We start from the raw sequence: 21,458 nt of genomic DNA on the forward strand, positions 1-21,458 counted from the left end.
AAACGCGTCAAATAGAAACCGCGCCTCTAGGGAAACACCAGCCGTCCGCTCTGGATGAACCACATCACGCTGGTCAGCGTGACCACCGAGGCGAAGGTGCCGATCAGCACCGCGACCGATGCCGGCTCGATCCAGGTCTCGTTCTGCCGCGCGATCACGAACACGTTGAGCGCCGGCGGCAGCGAGGCCATCAGCACCGCGGTCGCAGCCCAGGGCTGCGGGAACGGACCGAGCAGCAGCATCAGTCCGAAGGCCAGCAGCGGATGGATCAGAAGCTTGATCGCGACCACGCCCGGCACCTCCCACGGCACCCGCTCGAACGGCCGCAGCGCCACGGTGATGCCGAGCACGAACAGCGCCGTCGGCGCGGCGGCGTTTTGCAGGAACTGGATGGTGCGGTCGAGCGCGACTGGAATCGGGATGTGAAACGCGGCAACCAGCGCGCCAAACACCGCCGACATGATCAGCGGGTTCTGCACGATCTGCCGCAGCACCACGCCGAGCGCGTGCAGCAGCGAGGGATGGTCGCGGTCGGTGAGTTCGATCAGGAGCGGCACGATCGAGAACAGGAAGATGCTGTCGCAGCAGAAGATCAGCGCAGTCGGCGCCGCCGCCTTGGTGCCGAGCACGGCGAGCGCCAGCCCAGGGCCCATGTAGCCGATATTGCCGTAGGCGCCCGACAGGCCCGCAAGCGTCGCCTCGCGCAGCGACAGCCCGCCGATCAGCTTGCCTGCGACCATCGCCAGGAAGAACGCGATCACGGTTCCGAGCGTGGTGGCGATCAGGAATGGCGGGTTGTTCAGCTCGGCGAACGGTGTCTTCGACATGATCCCGAACAGCAGCGCCGGCAACGAAACGTAAAGCAGGAAGAAATTCATCCAGGCGAGCCCGCTCTCGGGCAAACCCTTGGCTTTTCCGCACGCGTAGCCGATGAAGATCAAGCCGAAATACGGCAACGCCAGATTGAGGATATCGATCATTCTGAAAGTAGTTTCTCGGCCGGATTTCGGGTCGTTTTTGCAGGGCTGGAATCGGTAAACCGGGGCTTAATTCGAGGCTTAGCCCCTAGCATCGGCCACAATGTTGGTCTATCGACGAACCATGATCAAAGCGCGCACCGCCAAGTTTCAGATCGGGCAGATCGTCCGTCACCGGGTGTTCTCCTTCCGGGGCGTGATTTTTGATATCGACCCGGAGTTCAACAACACCGAGGAATGGTGGCTGTCGATCCCCGAGGAAATGCGGCCGCACAAGGACCAGCCGTTCTATCATCTGCTCGCGGAAAACTCGGAGACCGAGTACGTCGCCTATGTGTCCGAGCAGAATCTGCTGCCCGACGATTCCGGCGAGCCGATCCGGCACTCGCAGGTGGCGGAGATCTTCGTGAAGGACAAATCCGGCGGCTACCGTCCGCGCAACCCGTCGCTGAACTGACGCGCGGCGCCTGTCCGGCGAAGGACGCCACGGCGCGGCTTCCAGCCTGCTCATACCCCCTCACGCGCGGCCAGCGCCGCCGCGATCGCCCAGACTGCAAAACCCGCCAGCGCCAGTCCGGCGCCGACGAGACCGGTCGAGGTCCAGCCGTAGCCGGCCGCGACGGCCATTCCGCCGAGCCACGGCCCCAGCGCATTGGCGACGTTGAAGGCGGAATGGTTGAGCGCGGCGGCGAGGCTCTGAGCTTCGCCCGCGACATCCATCAGCCGGGTCTGCAACACGGTGGCGAGCGCTCCGCCCAGCCCGATCAGGAACACGTCGGCGCTCAGCGTCCAGAAATTCGCCGCCGCCAGCGGATACAACGCCAGCGTCGCGGCCGACCACAGCAGCAGCCCGCCCGCGGTTGCCATCAGCGCGCGGTCGGCAAAGCGCGGCACGATGATGTTGCCGGCGGTGAGACCGGCGCCGAACACACATAGCGTGACGGGCACCAGCGCGGGCGACGTGTGCGTCACCGCCAGCATGGTCGACGCCAGATAAGTGTAGACCGAGAACAGTCCGCCAAAACCGATGGCACCGATCGCAAGTGTCAGCCAGACATGCTTGCGCCCGAGCGCCGAGAGCTCACGCAACGGGCTCGCCTTGCTGTCGGCGACGTCACGCGGCGCGAAGATCAGGACCAGCATGGCGGTCAGGAGCGCGAGGCCGGCAACGATCGCGAAAGCCCAACGCCAGCCGATCGCCTGCCCCACGCCGTTTGCGAGCGGGACGCCGATCGTCGTCGCGATGGTGAGGCCCAGCAGCACGCGGCCGACCGCCGCCGTGCGCTTGTCGATCGGGACCAGCGAGGCCGCGACCAGCATGGCGATGCCGAAATAGGCGCCATGCGGCAGCCCGGCGAGGAAGCGCAGCACCAGCATGGTGTGGTAGTCGGGCGCGAGCCCGGAGAGGCCGTTCATCAGCGCAAAGAAGCCCATCAGCGCGATCAGCAGTGTCCGCCGCGCCATGCGCGCCGACAGCACGGCGATCACAGGCGCGCCCACCACGACGCCGAGCGCGTAGGCGCTGATCGCGTGACCGGCCTGGGGCTCGCTGATGTGCAGATCGTGGGCGAAGAACGGCAGCAGGCTCATGGTCGCGAATTCGGCGATGCCGATCGCGAACCCGCCCATCGCCAGCGCGAGATGAACGATGCCCGGATGAAAGGCACCGGGGACGTTGTCCTGGTCGAGGCACCCGCCGGCATCGGCCGAAGCACGCCCGGTCGGCGGCTCCGAAGGCCGGGAGAGCGGTTCCCGCCGGTGCGTGCTGACTCGCTGGGACATTGGGAGACTTCCATGATTGCGAACGGCGAACGGGCTTGCGACCCGAGCAAAGTCCGATCGCATCGCGCCATCACGCTTCCGCACGGCGGCCAGGGTTCGCACAGAACCACGCGCGCGTTTGCGCATCGAAGGCGCGCGTTCCGCGCTTTCGTCTGGCCTCCCGTGACGGATTTATGATTGTGCTTCGACGCCGGACTTGTCCGGACAAGGCAACGACGATGCGGCTTGGCGCGATCGATTTGCCTTGAGCGACCATCGCATACGATCGGCACGATCACCAGCGCGGCAGGCTGCCATCAGCCAGTCTGTTTCGCATGACAAAAAAGGCGCCCTTGCGGGCGCCTTTCGCTTGCGACGATCTCGCGCTTTCTTGAACGCGTGATCGACGTTGTTACTTGGCTGCCGGATTGGCCGGAGCCGGCGCCGCACCACCGCCCGCGCCTTCCAGCTTCTTGCGCTGTTCTTCGGCGCGCTTCTGCAACTCTTCCTGCAGCTTCTTCGAGTTTTCCTCGAACACCTTCGGATCGGTCGGCGGGCCGTCATAGGCCTTGGCGAATTCGGTGTTGAGCGGCAGCGGCAGCGTCAGCGGCGCGCCGTTCGAATTGATCGCCTGGACCACGAGGTTCTGGCCCTTCTTCATGTTGGCGATCAGCTCGGGGGTTGCTTCATAGTCGGACATGCAACCGTTCTGGAAGCAGATCACATAGGGCGCCTGCTGCGGCGGGTTGCCGTCGACGATGATGCGGGTGCCGTGAACCAGCTGCATGCCGAGCGGCAGCGTGACGCGCAGGATCTTCTTCGGCTCGCCTTCCGGCTCGATGATCACGGCGGCAATCACCGGCTGGCCCGACTCGATGCGGCCGTCCTTGCCGGTGAAGCAAACCTGCTTGGCGTTGGCTTCCTGGCCCTTCAGGCAGAACTTTGTCCAGGGGGCGTAGATCAGCTGGATCTGCTGATCCTGGGGCGGCTGCTGGGCGGCCGCGGCGGGCGCCTGACCTGCGGCCGGTGCCTGTGCCTGGGGCGCCGGCTGGGCTGCCGGCGCCTTCGGAGCTGCCTTGGGTGCCGCCTTGGGCGCTGCCTTCGGTGCCGCAGGCGCCGGCGCTGCCGGCTGCTGGGCCCGAGCGGCAGGAACCAGGAGCGCTGCAGAGAATGCCGTCGCCGCCATCAGGGCAACAATTCGCCCATGCGGCCGGACCGGGGCGGCCAAGATACGGAAATTCATTGCGGAAAACCCTTTCTGAACGGCAGCGCCCGAAACCGCTGCAGGCGCCGACACATAGCCGTTTGGGCGGCTGTCTCCTAGTCAATTGAGGCGGATACGTGACAGGCGTTCCCGCCCTCCAATTGCACGCCTTCAATACAGCGGCGCGCGGAAAGATCAATGCCGACAAGCGCATTTGCGCACCTGTGACGGCGAGTTTCAGCGCCCTGTGATAAACCTCCTGATGTGACGTTTCGCGAATCAAATCCGGCGCCTCACGCACGTGTTCCCGGGCACGGTTGGCGCGCCGCATTGGCCGTCGTCTGGCTTGTGCTGGCATCCATCCCGGCATTCCTGACGAGCGCACTTGCCCCTGCGGCCGCCACCGAGAGCCACGCCATCGCGATGCATGGCGCGCCCGCGCTGCCTGCCGACTTCACTCACCTGCCCTACGCCAATCCTGACGCCCCCAAGGGCGGCCGTCTGGTCCTGAGCCCCCGGGAGGGCACCTTCGATAGCCTCAATCCGCTGATTGTCAGGGGGCTCGCCGTGCAGCAGCTCCGGGGCTACGCCTACGAACGCGGCTATGTCTACGAAAGCCTGTTGGTGCGGAACAATGACGAGCCGTTCACGCTCTACGGCCTGCTCGCCCGCAGCGTCGAGACCGACGATGCCAGAAGCTATGTGACATTCCGCCTCGATCCTCGCGCGCGCTTCTCGGACGGGCACGAGGTCACGGCCGACGACGTCGTGTTCTCGCTCGAACTGCTGCGCGATCACGGCCGTCCTCTACATCACCAGTATTATTCGAAAGTCGCAAAGACCGAGGTGCTCGACCCGCTCACGGTGCGGTTCGATTTCGGCGGCGTTGCGGACCGCGAATTGCCGCTGATCCTCGGCCTGATGCCGATCCTGCCGCGCCATGCCACCGACGTCTCCAAGTTTGAGGAGACCACCTTGGCGCCGCCGATCGGCACCGGGCCGTACCGCGTGACGGCGGTCAAGCCCGGCAGCAGCGTGACCTTTACCCGCAATCCGGATTACTGGGGGCGCGACCTGCCGGTGAACCGCGGGCTCTGGAATTTCGACGAGATCAGGCTCGATTACTACCGCGACGCCAACGGCCAGTTCGAGGCGTTCAAGCGCGGCCTCTATGACTTCAGGACCGAGCCCGAGCCGCTGCGCTGGCATGACGGCTACGACTTCCCCGCCGCGAAAAGCGGCGACGTGATCCGCGACACCATCAAGATAGGCACGCCCGATCCGTCCGAATTCCTGGTGTTCAACACCAGGCGGCCGAAGTTCGCCGACGTCAGGGTGCGCCAAGCGTTGCTGATGCTGTTCGATTTCGATTGGATCAACCGCAATTACTATTTTGGACTCTATTCGCGCGCCGGCGGCTATTTCGCCGGCTCGGATTTGTCGGCCTACGGCCGCCCGGCCGATGACCGCGAGCGCGATCTCCTCAAGCCGTATCTGTCGCATATTGCGCCCGACATTCTCGAGGGCCGCTATCGCCTCCCCGACACCGACGGCTCAGGCCGCGACCGCACTGTTCTGCGCAACGCGCTCGCGCTGCTGTCGGAAGCGGGCTACGCGCTCGACGGCACGGTGCTGAAGCAGCGCTCGACCGGGACGCCGCTCCGGATCGAGATCCTGGTGACGACACGCGAGCATGAGCGGATCGCCCTCGCCTACCAGCGCGACCTGAAGCGGGCTGGCATCGACGCCGCGGTCCGGGTGGTCGACGCGGTGCAGTTCGAGCAGCGCCGCGTCGCCTATGACTTCGACATGATCCCCATTCGCTGGGACCAGTCGCTGTCGCCGGGCAACGAGCAGTGGTTCTACTGGGGCAGCCAGGCCGCCGACGTGCCGGGCACCCGCAACTACATGGGCGCCAAGGATCCGGCCATCGACGCCGCGATCGCTGCGCTGCTCGCGGCGCGGGAGCGGCCGGCCTTCGTCTCGGCGGTGCGGGCGCTGGACCGGGCCCTGATGTCGGGCTTCTACGCTATCCCCCTATTTAACTTGGGAGAGCAATGGATCGCGCGCTGGAATCGGATAGAACGGCCTTCGGCCACGGCGTTGACGGGCTACCTGCCGGAGACCTGGTGGCAGAAACCCGGCGCGCAATCCAAGTGAGCTGCCAAGTGATCTGCGAGCCGACGCGGCATGATCCGATCTGATCGAAGCGATGCAACCGACGTTGAACCTGTGAACCAGTCGATCACCTCGCCCACGCTCGATACGCTGTTCAAGCGCAGCTTGGCGCGGCAACCCGAGGCGCTGGCGCTGGTCGACCCGATCAACAAGCAGCGCGTCACCGGACAAACCCGCAAGCGCCTGACCTATGCTCAGGCCGACCGCGCGATCTCGGCGATCGCCGCCCACTTCGTCGAGAGCGGATTGCCGGCCAATACGGTAATCGCGGTTCAGCTTCCCTCGACGATCGAATTCGCCCTGACCGCGCTCGCCGCCTATCGGGTCGGCCTCGTGGTGGCGCCGTTGCCGCTATTGTGGCGGCAGGCCGAGCTGACGTCCGTCCTCAACCGCACCGCGGCGCGGGCGATCGTCACCTGCGGCAGGATCGACGGCGTCTCCTACGCCGACATCGCGATGAACGCCGCGGCGGAAGCCTTTTCGATCCGCCATGTCTGCGGGTTCGGCACCGATCTGCCCGAAGGCATGGCGTCGCTCGATGACGCGATCCTGCAGGACTCCCGGACCTCGCGTCCGATGATCCAGGACGGACGCAAGCCGGCGCTGATCTCCTTCGACGTCACCAGCGAGGGTTTTCGTCCGGTGCCGCGCGCGCATTTCGGCCTGATCGCCGGCGGGCTCGCTATGTCGCTGGAGAGCGACCTGGCGCAGGGCGCGACTATCATGTCGGCATTCGCGCCGATGTCGTTTGCCGGCATCTGTTCGTCGCTGGTGAGCTGGCTGCTGTCGGGCGGAACGCTCGTCATGCATCACCCGTTCGACGAGGAAGCGTTCGAAACCCAGTTCAACGATCACGGCTGCGACACGCTGATCGCGCCGGCGCAGCTCGCGCTGCGGCTCGACGAGTGCGGCCTGTCGGAGCGCCTGCCCACCCTGCGCAACGCGATCGGCCTCTGGCGGACGCCGGAGCAGGTTGCCTCCAGTGCGCACTGGACGTCGCGGCGGGTGACCTTGACCGACGTCTATCTGTTCGGCGAGGCCGGACTGTTCGGCGCCCGCCGCAACGCCGAGGATGGATCGCCGGCCCCGATCAAGCCCGGTCCGCACAGCGCGCCGCGTGAGGCTCCCGGCGCATCGATCGCCGGCGAGATCCTGCTGACCCCGAAGGGGACGCTCGGCCTGCGCGGCCCCATGGTGCCGGTCGCCGCCTATGCGCCGCCGCCGCCCCCGGGCGACAGCCTGATTGCGCCGCCGCCGCGTGATTACGTCGACACCGAATATGCCGCACGGGTCGACCGCGCGACCGGCGCCGTCAACATCACCGCCCCGCCGTCGGGGGTCATGACGGTCGGTGGCTACCGCTTCCTTGCCCAGGAGTTACAGGAGTGGTCGCGCCGGCTCGGCCAGGGCGCATTGTTGACGGCACTGCCCGACCGCCTCAGCGGTCACCGGCTGGCCGGACGGGCTCAGGACAATGCGCGGGCCCGCGACGCCCTGACAGAACTTGGGCTTAACCCGTTGATGGTCGAAGCATTTCGCGACCGCAGCGGCACCGGAATGGCTTAAAATCTTATCATTGCGTTAGTCTTAGCATTGTGTTGACGCCGCATTAAGCCATGCCAACTAGCATCGTCACCGTTTGCTGATCTGTGCATTGGTTTCGAGCGTTCGAATGTCTCAACAAGGTCCGGTCCTCATCGTATCGGCGTCGGCAAAGCCGCCGTTTGCCGCGGTCCTCGATGAGACGAAGCTGTTTCCGGTCGTGGTCACCGACTGGAGCGAGGTCGGACGCGCCATCGAGCAGGTCAAGCCGGCCGCGATCATCGCGGCCGCCGAGGGCGTCGACTTCGTCACCCTGTCGGGCCTGGCCAAACGCGCCGCCGCCCGCGCGCCCTATCTGCCGCTGATCGCGGTCGATCCAGCGACCACCCTGCCCGACACCGTCATCGCGTTCTTCCAGCACAAAGGCATGCCGGATCGCCTGGTCGCCCGGCTCAACGCGTCCTTACGCGTTCGCGCCTTGCATGCGACCGTGATGCGCCGCCTGGTGCCGCCCACACCGATCGCATTATCCGATATCGATCCGGTCGGAGAGGCCACCGCGCTCCTGATCGGTCGCGGCGGCGCCTACCCGGCGCTGTCGGTCGCGCTCGGCGAACGCGCCGGCGTGGTCGGCGCGCTCAGCATCGAGGCGGCCGCAAAGCATCTCTCCAACCGTGACATCGACGGCATCGTGCTCGCCGAAGGCTTCACCCCGCGCGTGATGGATGCGTTCCTGACGGTGCTGACCGAGGATGTCCGCTTCCGTCCGTTGCCCGTGATCGTCGCCTCCGGTGAGCTGACGCCGCGTTACGAACTGCCCAATCTCGAGATCGTCACGGCTGGGCCGACGCGCGTCGGCGACATGGTGTTGCCGATGATCCGGCAGCATGCCTTCGAGGCGCGGCTCGGCCGCATGCTCAAGGCGATCGACGCCAAGGGCCTGATCGATCCCCGCACCGGTCTGCTGACCAAGGCCGCGTTCGAGCGCGACTTCGCGACCGCCGTCTACCAGACCGCCGAGCGCGGCGGCGCGCTCTCGGTGGCGCGGTTCACCTTCGACAACACGCAGCCGCGCGCGCAATTCGACGGCGCGCGGATCATCAGCCGGCTGATGCGCCAGGCCGATTTCGGCGCCGTGCACGACGACCGGTCGCTTGTTGTGGCATTCGCCGGGACCGACCTGCGCAACGCCCAGGCGATCACGCGGCGATTGGCAAGCGTGATGCGCCACACCCAGAACGGCCGCCGCGACACCAGGGCCGAGCCCACCGTCAGCATCGCAACGCTGCTGCCGGGCGATTCCGCCCTCTCGCTGCTCGGGCGCCTGTTCGGCACGGCGGAACGCGCAGCGTCGTAACAAGCTCTATGCCGCTTGTCAGTTGCTGCGATCGCTGCGCGGGTATCGCCGGCAGGCGGAGCCGCCTTGTCTGGGCGGCTCCGCATTCCTCATCCTCAAGCCTCACGCATGCTGTGGCTGCGCAAGCTGGCTGACCTGCATCGCCGGCGGATCGACAACCAGGGTACCGCCATGGCCATCACTCGAGGTCGTGAAGGTCGAGGCCATGTAGTTGCCGAGCAGCGCAATACTCGCCGTGACGGTGCCGTCCGTCACCGTGAGCGTTCCGTGCGATGAGTCTCCGCTGAAGGTCGGCGTGTGAACGTTCGCGAAACTGATGTTCGCGAGATCGATCGCGTCCGAACCGGTCATCCCGGCGACGGTTCCGATAAAGCTCGCGGAATTGTCGAGCTTGAGCGTCCCCGTCGAGCCCTGGAATGCGACGCTGGCATTCGACGCCCCCGGCAATTCCAGGGTCGCGCCCGCTGCGATGGTGGCATTGGTGGAGCTTTCGCCCGTCACGTTGAAGGGCTGCCAGGCTCCCCACGCAATGCCGTCATTGGCCCGGATCCAGAGTTGGTCGGTACCCGAGCCGGCCTGATAGGTGGTCTGGGAAAGTTGCGCCGCCGTGATGTCGATCTCGGTATTCACGGGCTGCGATGCGCCGTTGATGCTCCAGTGCCCGTTCGAGTTGGAATCCCACAGCGCATATTTCGTGATGGCATCGCCGTCGGCGTCCGTCGCAGTGACGAGGTTCGCAGCAGCAAAGGTCTGCCCCGAGACCGTCACGACGTTGGAGACCGCGACCGTCGGTGCCTGGTTGGTAGCGGTCGCCGTGAAGCTCTTCCAGGCGCTCCACATGCTGCCGTCATTGGCCTTCACCCAGAGCGTATCGGGCGTCGAGCCGCCCGGTCCGAACACGTAGCTGACCTGCGACAGGTTCGCCGCCGCAACATCGATCTCGGCGTTGGCGGCCTGGGCGACACCGTTCACCACCCAGTGGCCATTGCCGCCGGTGTCCCAGAACGCGTACTGGGTGATCGGATCGCTCTCGGCATCCGAGGTCGAGAACAGGCTCGACGCCGCCACCGAATGGTCGTGAATTCCGGTCACGTTCGACGCGGTAACGACCGGAGCAGAGTCGTCGCCCGGTGTTGCCGTGAAACTCTTCCAGGCGCTCCACATGCTGCCGTCATTGGCCTTCACCCAGAGCGTATCGGGCGTCGAGCCGCCGGGGCCGAACACGTAGCTCACCTGCGACAGGTTCGCCGCGGCAACATCGATCTCGGTGTTGGCGGCCTGGACGACACCATTCACCACCCAGTGCCCGTTGCCGCCGGTGTCCCAGAACGCATACTGGGTGATCGGATCGCTCTCGGCATCCGAGGTCGAGAACAGGCTCGAGGCCAGAGCCGAGAACTGCCCGTGGGCCGCTTTCACGTTCGCTGCCGTGACAACCGGAGCAGTATCGTCTCCCGGTGTTGCCGTGAACGCGGCCCAGCTGCTCCACTTCGATCCGTCGTTCGCCCGCACGTAAAGTGTGTCGGGCGTCGAGCCGCCGGGGCCGAACACGTAGCTCACCTGCGACAGGTTCGCCGCGGCAACATCGATCTCGGTGTTGGCGGCCTGGACGACACCATTCACCACCCAGTGGCCATTGCCACCGGTGTCCCAGAACGCATACTGGGTCATCGGATCGCTCTCGGCATCCGAGGTCGAGAACAGGCTCGAGGCCAGGGCCGAGAACTGCCCATGGGCCGCTTTCACGTTCGCTGCCGTGACAACCGGAGCAGTATCGTCCCCCGGCGTTGCCGTGAATGCGGCCCAGGTGCTCCACTTCGATCCGTCATTGGCCCGCACGTAGAGCGTATCGGGCGTCGAGCCGCCCGGTCCGAACACGTAGCTCACCTGAGACAGGTTCGCCGCGGCAACATCGATCTCGACATTGGCGGCCTGGGCGACACCATTCACCACCCAGTGGCCATTGCCGCCGGTGTCCCAGAACGCATACTGGGTCATCGGATCGCTCTCGGCATCCGAGGTCGAGAACAGGCTCGAGGCAAGAGCCGACGTTTGCCCATGGGCGGCCGTCACGTTCGCTGCCGTGACAACCGGAGCGGTATCGATCCCCGGTGTTGCCGTGAACGCTTTCCAGGCTCCCCACAGGCTGCCGTCGTTGGCCCGCACGTAGAGCGTATCGGGCATCGAGCCGCCGGGCCCGAACACGTAGCTCACTTGCGACAGGTTCGCCGCGGCAACATCGATCTCGACATTGGCGGCCTGGGCGACACCATTCACCACCCAGTGGCCGTTGCCGCCGGTGTCCCAGAACGCATACTGGGTGATCGGATCGCTCTCGGCATCCGAAGTCGAGAACAGGCTCGAGGCGAGAGCCGACGTCTGCCCATGGGCGGCCGTCACGTTCGCGGCCGTCACGACCGGAGCGGTATCGATCCCCGGCCCTGCCGTGAACGCTTTCCAGGCTCCCCACAGGTTGCCGTCGTTGGCCCGCACATAGAGCGTATCGGGCATCGAGCCGCCGGGGCCGAACACGTAGCTCACCTGCGACAGGTTCGCCGCCGCAACATCGATCTCGACATTGGCGGCCTGGGCGACACCATTCACCACCCAGTGGCCATTGCCGCCGGTGTCCCAGAACGCGTACTGGGTGATCGGATCGCTCTCGGCATCCGAGGTCGAGAACAGGCTCGATGCAAGAGCCGACGTCTGCCCATGGGCGGCCGTCACGTTCGCGGCCGTCACGACCGGAGCGGTTTCGGGCCCCGGTGTTGCCGTGAACGACTTCCAGCCTCCCCACAACGTTCCGTCGTTCGCCCTGATGAACAACGTATCAGGGGCCGACCCTGTCGGCCCGAACACGTAGCTCACCTGCGACAGTTGCGCCGCGGTAATGTCGATCTCGGTGTTGGCAGGCATAGCCACACCATTCACCACCCAGTGGCCGCTTCCGCCGGTGTCCCAGAACGCGTACTGGGTCATCGTGTCGGGATCCGGATCGCTCACCGTGAACAGGCTCGATGCGGCAATCGACGTCTGGCCGTGCGCCGCAGTCACGTTGGCTGCGTTCACGGTCGGCGCGGTGTCGACAAACGCCTTTGCCGTAAACTGAGTCCAGCCGCCCCAAACCGTGCCGTCATTGGCGCGAACGTAAAGGGTATCGGTCGAACCGCTTGGACCGAAGACGTAGCTCACCTGCGACAGGTTGGCCGCCCCAATATCGATCTCGGCATTGGTCGCCTGCGCGACGCCGTTGACGCCCCAATGTCCGTTACCTTGGGTGTCCCAGAACGCATATTGGGTGATGGGATCGCCATCGGCGTCCGTGACCGAGAACAGGCTGGAGGCGAGCGCAGAGCTCTCGCCAAAGATTGCCGTTACATTGGGTGCTGACGTGACCGGTGCGACATCAGCACGCGTCGTGACCAGCGTGCCGCTGCCGGAATCCGCGCCGACGCTGAACCGCACGCCAGGCGTCGCATCAAGCTGCAGATCGAAGGAGGAAGCCCCCTCGGTGACATGCAGGACATTGCCCGGAAGCAAGGTCGCCGACCCGCCGGATGAGAAGGTCACCCCGGCCAAATCGATGCTGTCGCCCAGCACCAACCCGCTGACGGTGGTGCCGGCCAAAGACGTGCCGTCGATCTTGAGCTGCCCGCCGGACCCGCTGAAGGTGATGCCGCCGCTCGCGACGCTGCCGGCCAGCAATTCGACCACGCCGCCGGAGATCGTCACCGGACCAGTCGACCCGCCGGAGGAAACGACTTCCGTGCCGCCGGCAAACACCGTCACGTTGTTGGTCACTGCGCCAGCCACTTTGAACGTGCCGCCGCTGGAGACGGCAACATGGTGGGCCGTCGCCCCGGACAGAACATTCAATATGCCGCCACTGCTGACGGTCGTGTGGTCGATCGCGCCTCCCGATGACACGTTCACCGTGCCGCCCGAAATCCCGGTTCCGGAGCTGGTCACGCCGGTAACCACACCTCCCGAGATCACGTTCTCGATGCCGCCGGCAAAGACCGCGACGTTGCTCAGGACCGTGCCGCCGACGTTGAAGATGCCGCCGCTCGAGACGGAGATATGGTCCGTCGTCGCGCCGGACGAGACATTCAGGTCACCGCCGCTGAAGACGGTCGCATATTCGAACGAAGCTCCGGAGAGAACGTCGACCACGCCGGATATTGCGGTGCCCGAACCGGTGACACCGGTGACGGAGCCACCCGCAGAGACGATTTCGTGACCGCCGCTTTGAATAGTGACATTGCTGGTGATCTTGCCCCGCACATTGAGCGTGCCGGACACATTGATCATGCTGGCCGAGCCTCCAGCCAGAACGTTGAGCGTCGCACCGGCTGCGACGAACGTTCCCGTGCCGGCCGAGCCGCTGATGGTGCCCTGAATGACGCCGCCGGACGAGACGTTCTCGATGCCACCGCTCAACACCAAGACCGTGTTGGACGTGGTCCCCGTGACATTCAGAGTGCCGCCCGCCGAGACCGTCGTCCCGGTGGCAAATCCACCAGCCAGCACGTCGAGCGTTCCCCCGGAGACGAGCGTTCCGCTGGCTGTGCCGCCGCCGCTGACAAACATCGTCGCGCCGCTCGCAACAACCGCATTGGCATCGCTGCCCGCGACCGTTTCGGTGCCGCCGGACGAGACGGTCGTGCCGGTGTCGCTGCCGCCGTTGCTGATGGTCAGAAGCCCGCCGCTGCTGACGGTGGTGCTGACAGCAGTCCCGCCGGAGGCAACGAACATCGAACCGCCATTGAGCACGGTGTCACCGGTGTCGGTTTGGCCGCTCGAGACGGTGTAGGACGATCCGCTGCTCACGGTCACCGGGGAGCTTTGGCTCATCACCGTGCCGCCGTTGTTGGTCAAGCCCGTGACAGTGGCGCCGGCAATCACAATCAAGGTGCCCCCGCTATTGACCGTGATGCCGCTTGCGGTGCCGCCGGACGAAACGACTTCGGTGCCACCGGAGCTGATCACTGTGCTGCTGGCGATGCCGCCCGCCATCACGGTCTCGGTGCCGCCGGCGCTGATCACCGTGGTCCTGGCGATGCCGCCGGATGAAACGATCTCGGCACCGCCGGAACTGATCACCGTGCTGCTGGCAATGGGGCTGTACGGGCCGCCGCCCCACACGATCTGTTCACCGCCCGCGATCAGCGTGGTGGAAATCGCCGTTGCGCTTCCGCTGTATTGGCCACTGCCGACGTATTGGATGCTGCCGCTGCCGGTGACCGTCGTGTTGACGGCTGTGCCTGTTGCAATATAATTATATGGCGCAACAAGTTGGATTCCACCGCTGGTGATGGTGGTATTGCTTGCGACACCATGACCGGCGCTTCCGAAGGCGGCATAGCCGATCCACTGCGTTCCGCCCGCGATTGTCGTGTTGGTTGCAACGCCGCCCCCAAGAAATCCGACGATCTGTTCGGAACTGCTTTGGATCGTGGTGTTGGACGCGAGGGCGCTGCCTACGAAGTTGTTGTTGTATGTGTCGGAGACGTACTCGTATCCTCCGTTCTCGATCAAGGTGCTGATCGTGGTGCCGCCCCACATTTGTTCGCTGCCGCCACTGAGGGTGGTGTTGATGGTTGAGCCGTTGAATAGTCTAATCCCGCCGCTGCCGACCGTGGTGTTGCTTGCGGTCGAGCCACTGTAAACGGCCATTATGCCGCTGTTGATGGTCGTTCCAATCGCCGTTCCAGTTCCGGTTGCGTTTGACGGAGTGGTGCCGAGAACCACACCTCCACCACCGTTGACCACGGCGTTGACGAGTGTGCCAAGAACATAAATCTGCCCGGCACTATTGGAAGAACCACTGGAAGTCGTGTCGCCGATATCCGTAGCGCCGGAGGAAACAACGACGCTCCCGGCATTTACGGTGTCGCTGATATAGCCGCCGTTCAGCACGTAGAGCGTGCCGCCGTACTGGACTGTGTTGCTGGTCTGCGTATCGGACACCGAAGCGCTGGTTCCGCTGGCAACGTTCACGCCCATAGACCCCTCCCCGAAAATAACTGATCGCGAAATCCAATAAATCTGGCCGGCAATTCGCCCCGCAGCCGAGCCTGGTCGATGGCCCAACAGTCGATGCAAACGCCTCCCAGCCCTCACCAACTCACTTGGCGTGGGGTCTTGATCACTGAGTTTTGGAGAGCAGTTGAAATGCTGGCGGGACGCCAACCAGATTCAAGTTGCTACGTCATCCAAAATATAAAGGCCGATCTGAACTAAAAACACGATGAGCTTACAATTCGTCCAAAGGCCGTCAAGGTGCCGGCCGCAAAAGTTCAATATTTCTCGCCCGTTGTTCACATTCCGAAACAGTCGCGCCCGCTTGGCAGCCGACAGACGCCCCCGTCAAATTACGGAATCGTCTCTGTCATGAGAAGTCTGCCACGCCGCCCTTCTTGCCGCCGCAAAATTGGCGAGCTGGCGGTCTTAAGTCCACGCCTCTCAGCACCAGGCCCAGATGCAGCCGACGAAGCGGTAGCGGTAGATCCTCACGTAATGGACGCCGGACGAGCGTCGCGGCCGCACCGTCTTCGCGTCCAGTTCTCGCGGCACCTTGGGGTCCTGGCTCTCCGGGTCGACCTGAACAGCCCGGCGCCGCAGTTCAGCCGCCTTGGCCGGATCACGCGCACCGAGCAATCCGCGTTCCTGCATGACGGCAAGGTATTTGAGCGAAAAGCCGTCGTTGAGATCGGCCGCCTGCTGAAAATATTGCGCGGCCGTCTCGTAGTCGCGCGGCGTACCCTTGCCGTAGAAATACATCAGGCCGGTCTGGGCGAGAGCGAACGGATTGCCCGCCTCGATCGCCTTCTGATAGAGCTCAAGCGCTCTCGCCTCGTCCTTCTTGACGAAATAGCCATTGGAATACATCGCGCCAAGATTGCTGATCGCGTCCGGCTGTCCCGCGGCGGCAGCCTTGCTGAAGAGCTCGAAGGCCCGCGGCATGTCTTCGACGACCCCGCGCCCGGTCGCAAAATACATCCCGAGCTTGCCCTGTGCCGGCGCGTAGCCGGCATCGGCGGCTTTGGTCAAATAGCGCTGCGCCGCCAGATAGTTTTTCGTCCCGCCGTAGGCCAGGCCAAGCAGAAATTCGAGGCGTGGCTGATCGGGATTGGCGCGCAGCGCCGCTTCGCAGACCGGGATCGCGGCCGCGTAATCATGCGTGTTCGCGATCTTCAGTTGCTCAGGACTGGCGAATGGCGGCGCCGGCGCGGCCGCGCGCTCGCATTCGCCGTCCGGACTGCCGGCGGCCGTCGGCGTCTGCGCCGCGGCAGCGGCCATCGGTGCCGCGACTTGGGATGGAGCAGCCGGTTGCAGCGGCATCGAGGGCGGCGAGGCAGCGACGCTCGGGGACGGCGCTGCCGCCAGATAGACGTCGCCGACCAGAGAGGAACTGTCCCAAGGTGTCTGTTGCTGACTGGTCGCCGCGAGCACATCGCCGCGAACCCTGGACAGCATCTGGCGCACTTCGATCCCGGGTGTCGCGATATGTTTCAGCAGCGCGGCGGTGAATGGCGAATTCCGCCCGGCGCCGTCGAGAGCAACATTGTTCGGTTGCGTCGAATAGACGATCAGCGAACCCTGCCCGGTCGCGTCGATGCGGCCGAGCCCGCGCGTGGGCGCCGCGCGGGTGCTGCGCGCGAGCTTCTCGAGAAAGGGATTGTTGCGGCAGGCGTCGAGAATGATGATGTTGGCGCGCCCCGCCCCTTCCATCTCCTGTTGGATATCGGTCAGGTTCATCGTGTTGAAACGCACATCGGCAGGCGTTTCGATTTTCGCGTCGACCGGAACCAGATAGTTTTCGCCGTTCATCTGCAGGCCGTGACCTGCGTAGAAAAACAATGCGACATCGGCGCCGCTCAGGCGCTTGGAAAAATCGCGCACTGCGTTGGCGATGGCGCTGCGCGTCCCATCGCGCTGCTCGATCACGTCGAAGCCGATGCTGCGCAAGGCCGTGGCAAGATCGGCTGCGTCATTGGCGGGATTACCGAGGGCGGGAACGGCTTGATAGTTGCTGTTACCGAGCACCAGCGCCAGGCGCGTGCCGGCGAAGGCCTCTATCGGCAGAACGGTCAACGCAAGGCAAAACGCGATGAAAAGCAACCGGCAACGGAGTTGATGCATCGTGCTTGCTTACGGCTTTCAGTATCGGCTGAGACCGAGATGCAAATCATACCGGCAAGGCCCACGCCAGTCAAAACCCCTGATCCAACGCGATCGCCATCTTGAAAACTAAACCGGAGTCCAAGAGCACCAAACAATCTTGCCGCTATCTGCACGGAACCGCACACAGCATCGTGCGGTTCACTCACCCATCGCACACAATCAGCGAGCGTTGTGTGATCTCCGCACGTTCGTGACAGTGCGTGCGTCGATCCGATCAGCACTGTGAGCGAACCTCATGCAGCCTTTTTGGTCTCCGCGAGATTGGCGAGCTGGCGCAGGATCTCGGTGGTGCCGGCGAGCCGCTCTTCCGGCGTCTCCCAGTCCTGGAAGAACACCACCTTCATGTCCGGCCGCACCTTGGCGGCCTGGCCGTGCTGACGGATGAAGGCCACCAGCCGCTCCGGATGCGCGAAGCTGTTGTCGCGGAACGCGATCACGGCGCCCTTCGGACCGGCATCGACCTTCCCGACATTGGCCCTGCGGCAGTAGGCCTTGATCGCGGCGACCTTGAACAGGTAGCGGACTTCGTCCGGCAGCACGCCGAAGCGATCGCGCATCTCGGCGGCGAAGCTGTCGATCTCGTCGTCGGTCTCGAGATCGGCGAGGCGGCGATAGAGCGACAGCCGCACGCTGAGATCGTTGACGTAGTCCTCGGGGATCAGGACCGGCATGCCGATCGTGATCTGCGGCGACCAGCGGTCGGCAGCGGGCTCGGCGACGCCGGCCTTGAGGTTGATGATCGCCTCCTCCAACATCGACTGGTACAGCTCGAAGCCGACTTCCTTGATGTGGCCGGACTGCTCCTCGCCGAGCAGATTGCCGGCGCCGCGAATGTCGAGGTCGTGCGAGGCGAGCTGGAAGCCCGCGCCCAGCGTCTCCAGCGATTGCAACACCTTCAGCCGCCGCTCTGCCTGTACCGTGATCTTCTGCTGCGCCGGCAGGGTGAACAGCGCATAGGCGCGCAGCTTCGACCGGCCGACGCGGCCGCGCAGCTGGTAGAGCTGGGCGAGACCGAACATGTCGGCGCGGTGCACGATCAGCGTGTTGGCATTCGGGATGTCGAGACCGGACTCCACGATCGTGGTCGACAGCAGGATGTCGTATTTGCCGTCGTAGAACGCGGACATGATGTCCTCGATCACGGTCGGCGGCATCTGGCCGTGGGCGACCGCGACCTTCATCTCCGGCACGTTCTTGTCGAGGAAATCCTTGACGCCGGCGAGGTCTTCGATCCGCGGCACCACGTAGAACGCCTGCCCGCCGCGGTAGCGCTCGCGCAGCAGCGCCTCGCGGATCATCAGCGGATCGTGCGGCGCCACGAAGGTGCGCACCGCAAGGCGATCGACCGGCGGCGAGGCAATGATCGAGAGTTCGCGGACGCCGGTCAGCGCGAGTTGCAGCGTGCGTGGGATCGGGGTGGCCGACAGCGTCAGTACGTGGACCTGGGCGCGCAGCTGCTTCAGCCGCTCCTTGTGGCTGACGCCGAAGTGCTGCTCCTCGTCGACGATCAGGAGGCCGAGGTCCTTGAACTTGATCGCCTTGCCGAGCAGCGCATGGGTGCCGACGACGATGTCGACATTGCCGTCGGTGAGCCCCTTCTTGACCTGGCTCAATTCCTTGGTCGACACCAGCCGCGAGGCCTGCGCCACGTTGACCGGGAAGCCGCGGAAGCGCTCGGTGAAGGTGCGCGAGTGCTGCCGCGCCAGCAGCGTGGTCGGCACCACGACCGCGACCTGCCTGCCTTCGAGCGCGACGGCGAACGCCGCGCGCAGCGCCACTTCGGTCTTACCGAATCCGACGTCGCCGCAGATCAGGCGGTCCATCGGGCGGCCGATTTCGAGGTCCTTCAAGGTCGAGTTGATGGCCCCTAACTGATCCTCGGTCTCCTCATAGGGGAAGCGCGCGCAGAACTCGTCATAGACATGCGGCTGCAGCGGGAATTTCGGCGCCTCGTGCAGCTGCCGCTCGGCCGCGATCTTGATCAATTCGCCGGCGATCTCGCGGATCCGGTTCTTGAGCTTCGCCTTGCGCGCCTGCCAGCCGCCGCCACCCAGACGGTCGAGCTCGACATTGGCGCTGTCGGAGCCGTAGCGCGACAACAGCTCGATGTTCTCGACCGGCAGGAACAGCTTGGTCTCCGCGGCATAATGCAGTTCGAGACAATCATGCGGCGCGCCGGAGACTTCCAGCGTCTGCAGCCCGACAAAGCGGCCGATGCCGTGCTCGACATGGACCACGAGATCGCCGGTCGCAAGGCTCGTCACCTCGGAAATGAAATTGTCGAGCTTGCGGCTCGCCTTGCGCGGCCGCACCAGGCGGTCGCCGAGTATGTCCTGCTCGCTGATGACGGCGAATTCGTCGGTCTCGAAGCCGGACTCCATGCCCACCACGGCCAGCATGGTCTCGTTGCGCGGGGTCGCCTGCACGATCCGCCAGGTGTTGACGCTGGTCGTGTTGAGCAGCTTGTGGTCGCGCAACATCGCGCCCATGCGGTCGCGCGATCCCTCGCTCCACAGCGCGACGATCACCTTCTTGCGCTGCGACTGCAACGCACCGATATGGCCGACCACGGCCTCGAACACGTTGACATTGCCGTCGGCGCGCTCCGGCGCGAAATTGCGGCCCTGCCGCGCGCCGGCGTCGAACACGTCGGGCGAGCCTTCCGGCACCGCGAACGGCGTCAGCCGCGCCAGCGGTGCCTCGCCGAGCAGCCTGGTCCATTCGGCCTCGGACAGATAGAGCTTGTCCGGCGGCAACGGCTTGTAGATCGCGCCGCTGCCGGGATGCTCCAGCGCCTCGCGCCGCGCGTCATAGTAGTCGGCAATCTGCGTGAAGCGCTCGCGCGCGGCATCCTCGCCCTGCGGCTCGATCGCAATCGTTGCGCCGTCGAGATAGTCGAACAGCGTGTCCATCCGCTCCTGGAACAACGGCAGCCAGTGCTCCATGCCGGGATGGCGCCGTCCCTCGGAGACCGCCTCATAGAGCTGGTCGTCGCGTCCCGGCGCGCCGAACGCGGCGACATAACCCATGCGGAAGCGCCGGATGGTTTCGGTCGTGAGCTGGAATTCGGACACCGGCACGAGGTCGAGCCCGCGCATGTCGAGCAGCGTGCGTTGGGTCTCGGCATCGAAGGTGCGGATAGACTCGAGCGAGTCGCCGAAGAAGTCGAACCGAACCGGCTGGTCGAGGCCGGCCGGAAACAGATCGAGGATGCCGCCGCGCACCGCATATTCGCCGGGCTCGCGCACCGTGGATGAACGGGTGTAGCCATTGTGTTCGAGCCAGGCCACGACCGAATCCATCGGCACCACGTTGCCGGGCGCAACCGACAGCGCCTGCGCTGCGACCTGATCGCGCGCCGGCACCCGCTGCACGGCGGCGTTCACGGTCGTGAGTACGATCAGCGGCTTGTCGCTGCCGACCAGCCGCGACAGCTTGGCAAGCGCGGTCAACCGCTGCGCCAGAATGCCGGAATGCGGCGAGACGCGGTCATAGGGCTGGCAGTCCCAGGCTGGAACCTGCATGACCGCGATATCGGGCGCAAAGAACTCCAGCGCGCGGGCGAGCTGCTGCATCCGCGCGCCGTCGCGGCACACCACTGCGAGGCTGACCGCCGGCCGCTTCGGCTGCGCGGCAATGGCGCGCGCCAGATCGGAGATGACGAGCCCTTCGGCGCCCTCGGCGACGTTAGCGATGGTCAGCACCCGGCCGGGCGCAAGCATCGCGGCCGGCGATTTCATCGGCTGCTTCATGCGCTGGGATCCGCCACCCGGAACGCCTTGATGCGGGCAAACAGCGCGGTCTGATGCTCGGCAGCCAGCACCCTATCGCCGGTCAGCGCGGCATAGAGGTCGGGATCCGGTACCTCGATCAAATGCTCGAGCTCGTCCAGCTCCTGATCGGACAGGTCGGCGATGGTCGAATCGGCAAACCGGCCGAGGATCAGGTCCATCTCCCGGGTGCCGCGATGCCAGCAGCGAAACAAAAGCCGCTTGCGGCGGTCATCGAGCCCGTGGCTCGATCGTGTCGATCCCGTCATGTCCCAAAATCCATCGAACGCCAAAAGCCCGGACGTGCCGGGCGGGCTTGATATAGCGATGGCCGGGGCCGATGTCAGCCCTCTTTCGCCGCGTTTTGGAGATGCTTTGGGCGCATGCCGTCATTGCCGGGCTTGCGTGCCCGTCGAAGCCTTGGTGCAGGCCCTTGGCGCAGCTCTTGGCGTAGACGGGACCCGGCAACTCACGCTCGCTTA

The 21,458-nt window shown here is 65.2% G+C and carries 11 protein-coding genes; 4 read left to right on the plus strand and 7 right to left on the minus strand.

The genetic code is table 11. The annotated features are described in order from the left end of the window. Nucleotides 1–26 precede the first annotated feature (26 nt). Nucleotides 27–980, minus strand: coding sequence for an AEC family transporter (locus tag AAFG07_RS22095; RefSeq protein ID WP_342722016.1), 954 nt, complete (start codon nt 978–980; stop codon nt 27–29). Nucleotides 981–1,101: 121 nt separating this feature from the next. Between AAFG07_RS22095 and hspQ the strand changes: the two genes are divergently transcribed. Continuing rightward, complete coding sequence (gene hspQ, locus AAFG07_RS22100; RefSeq protein WP_229169915.1) at nt 1,102–1,434, plus strand: heat shock protein HspQ; 333 nt, start codon at nt 1,102–1,104, stop codon at nt 1,432–1,434. Between the two features lie 50 nt (nt 1,435–1,484). On the opposite strand, the gene AAFG07_RS22105 is transcribed toward hspQ, so the two are convergent. Both AAFG07_RS22105 and AAFG07_RS22110 read right to left on the minus strand, forming a co-directional pair. Beyond that, on the minus strand, nt 1,485–2,759 hold the full coding sequence (locus tag AAFG07_RS22105) for an MFS transporter (RefSeq protein WP_342722017.1): 1,275 nt from the start codon (nt 2,757–2,759) through the stop codon (nt 1,485–1,487). Between the two features lie 391 nt (nt 2,760–3,150). Continuing rightward, on the minus strand, nt 3,151–3,981 hold the full coding sequence (locus AAFG07_RS22110) for an invasion associated locus B family protein (protein ID WP_342722018.1): 831 nt from the start codon (nt 3,979–3,981) through the stop codon (nt 3,151–3,153). Nucleotides 3,982–4,365: 384 nt separating this feature from the next. On the opposite strand from AAFG07_RS22110, the gene AAFG07_RS22115 reads away from it, so the two are divergent. The 3 genes from AAFG07_RS22115 to AAFG07_RS22125 all read left to right on the plus strand — a co-directional run bounded on the left by AAFG07_RS22115 (nt 4,366) and on the right by AAFG07_RS22125 (nt 9,019). Further along, nucleotides 4,366–6,102 (plus strand): extracellular solute-binding protein, encoded by a 1,737-nt coding sequence (locus AAFG07_RS22115; RefSeq protein WP_342729213.1) that lies wholly within the window; start codon nt 4,366–4,368, stop codon nt 6,100–6,102. 30 nt (nt 6,103–6,132) lie between these two features. Beyond that, a complete protein-coding gene (locus AAFG07_RS22120; protein WP_342722019.1) occupies nt 6,133–7,686 on the plus strand; it encodes an AMP-binding protein in 1,554 nt (517 codons plus the stop codon). A 106-nt stretch (nt 7,687–7,792) separates the two neighbouring features. Continuing rightward, nucleotides 7,793–9,019: a GGDEF domain-containing protein gene (locus AAFG07_RS22125; protein ID WP_342722020.1), complete on the plus strand. Its 1,227-nt coding sequence runs from the start codon at nt 7,793–7,795 to the stop codon at nt 9,017–9,019. Between the two features lie 102 nt (nt 9,020–9,121). On the opposite strand, the gene AAFG07_RS22130 is transcribed toward AAFG07_RS22125, so the two are convergent. From AAFG07_RS22130 to AAFG07_RS22145, 4 genes are all read right to left on the minus strand, one after another. After that, entirely contained in the window at nt 9,122–15,025 is a 5,904-nt protein-coding gene (locus AAFG07_RS22130; RefSeq protein WP_342722021.1) for a hypothetical protein, read from the minus strand. A 459-nt stretch (nt 15,026–15,484) separates the two neighbouring features. Beyond that, nucleotides 15,485–17,116, minus strand: a complete 1,632-nt coding sequence (locus AAFG07_RS22135; RefSeq protein WP_342722022.1) for a caspase family protein — start codon at nt 17,114–17,116, stop codon at nt 15,485–15,487. Nucleotides 17,117–17,439: 323 nt separating this feature from the next. Continuing rightward, a complete protein-coding gene (gene mfd / locus AAFG07_RS22140) occupies nt 17,440–20,958 on the minus strand; it encodes a transcription-repair coupling factor (RefSeq protein ID WP_342722023.1) in 3,519 nt (1,172 codons plus the stop codon). Then, on the minus strand, nt 20,955–21,245 hold the full coding sequence (locus AAFG07_RS22145) for a succinate dehydrogenase assembly factor 2 (RefSeq protein WP_342722024.1): 291 nt from the start codon (nt 21,243–21,245) through the stop codon (nt 20,955–20,957). Before AAFG07_RS22145 ends, mfd begins: the two co-directional genes overlap by 4 nt. Nucleotides 21,246–21,458 lie beyond the last annotated feature (213 nt).

This window comes from Bradyrhizobium sp. B097 (assembly GCF_038957035.1).
In the GTDB taxonomy this organism is placed as follows: domain Bacteria; phylum Pseudomonadota; class Alphaproteobacteria; order Rhizobiales; family Xanthobacteraceae; genus Bradyrhizobium.

Coding starts and splice junctions, on each gene's coding strand:
- AAFG07_RS22105 (WP_342722017.1), bottom strand. CDS start 2,759: ATGTCCCAGCGAGTCAGCACGCACCGGCGGGAACCGCTCTCCCGGCCT.
- AAFG07_RS22145 (WP_342722024.1), bottom strand. CDS start 21,245: ATGACGGGATCGACACGATCGAGCCACGGGCTCGATGACCGCCGCAAG.
- mfd (WP_342722023.1), bottom strand. CDS start 20,958: ATGAAGCAGCCGATGAAATCGCCGGCCGCGATGCTTGCGCCCGGCCGG.
- AAFG07_RS22110 (WP_342722018.1), bottom strand. CDS start 3,981: ATGAATTTCCGTATCTTGGCCGCCCCGGTCCGGCCGCATGGGCGAATT.
- AAFG07_RS22125 (WP_342722020.1), top strand. CDS start 7,793: ATGTCTCAACAAGGTCCGGTCCTCATCGTATCGGCGTCGGCAAAGCCG.
- AAFG07_RS22130 (WP_342722021.1), bottom strand. CDS start 15,025: ATGGGCGTGAACGTTGCCAGCGGAACCAGCGCTTCGGTGTCCGATACG.
- AAFG07_RS22095 (WP_342722016.1), bottom strand. CDS start 980: ATGATCGATATCCTCAATCTGGCGTTGCCGTATTTCGGCTTGATCTTC.
- AAFG07_RS22115 (WP_342729213.1), top strand. CDS start 4,366: ATGCATGGCGCGCCCGCGCTGCCTGCCGACTTCACTCACCTGCCCTAC.
- AAFG07_RS22120 (WP_342722019.1), top strand. CDS start 6,133: ATGATCCGATCTGATCGAAGCGATGCAACCGACGTTGAACCTGTGAAC.
- hspQ (WP_229169915.1), top strand. CDS start 1,102: ATGATCAAAGCGCGCACCGCCAAGTTTCAGATCGGGCAGATCGTCCGT.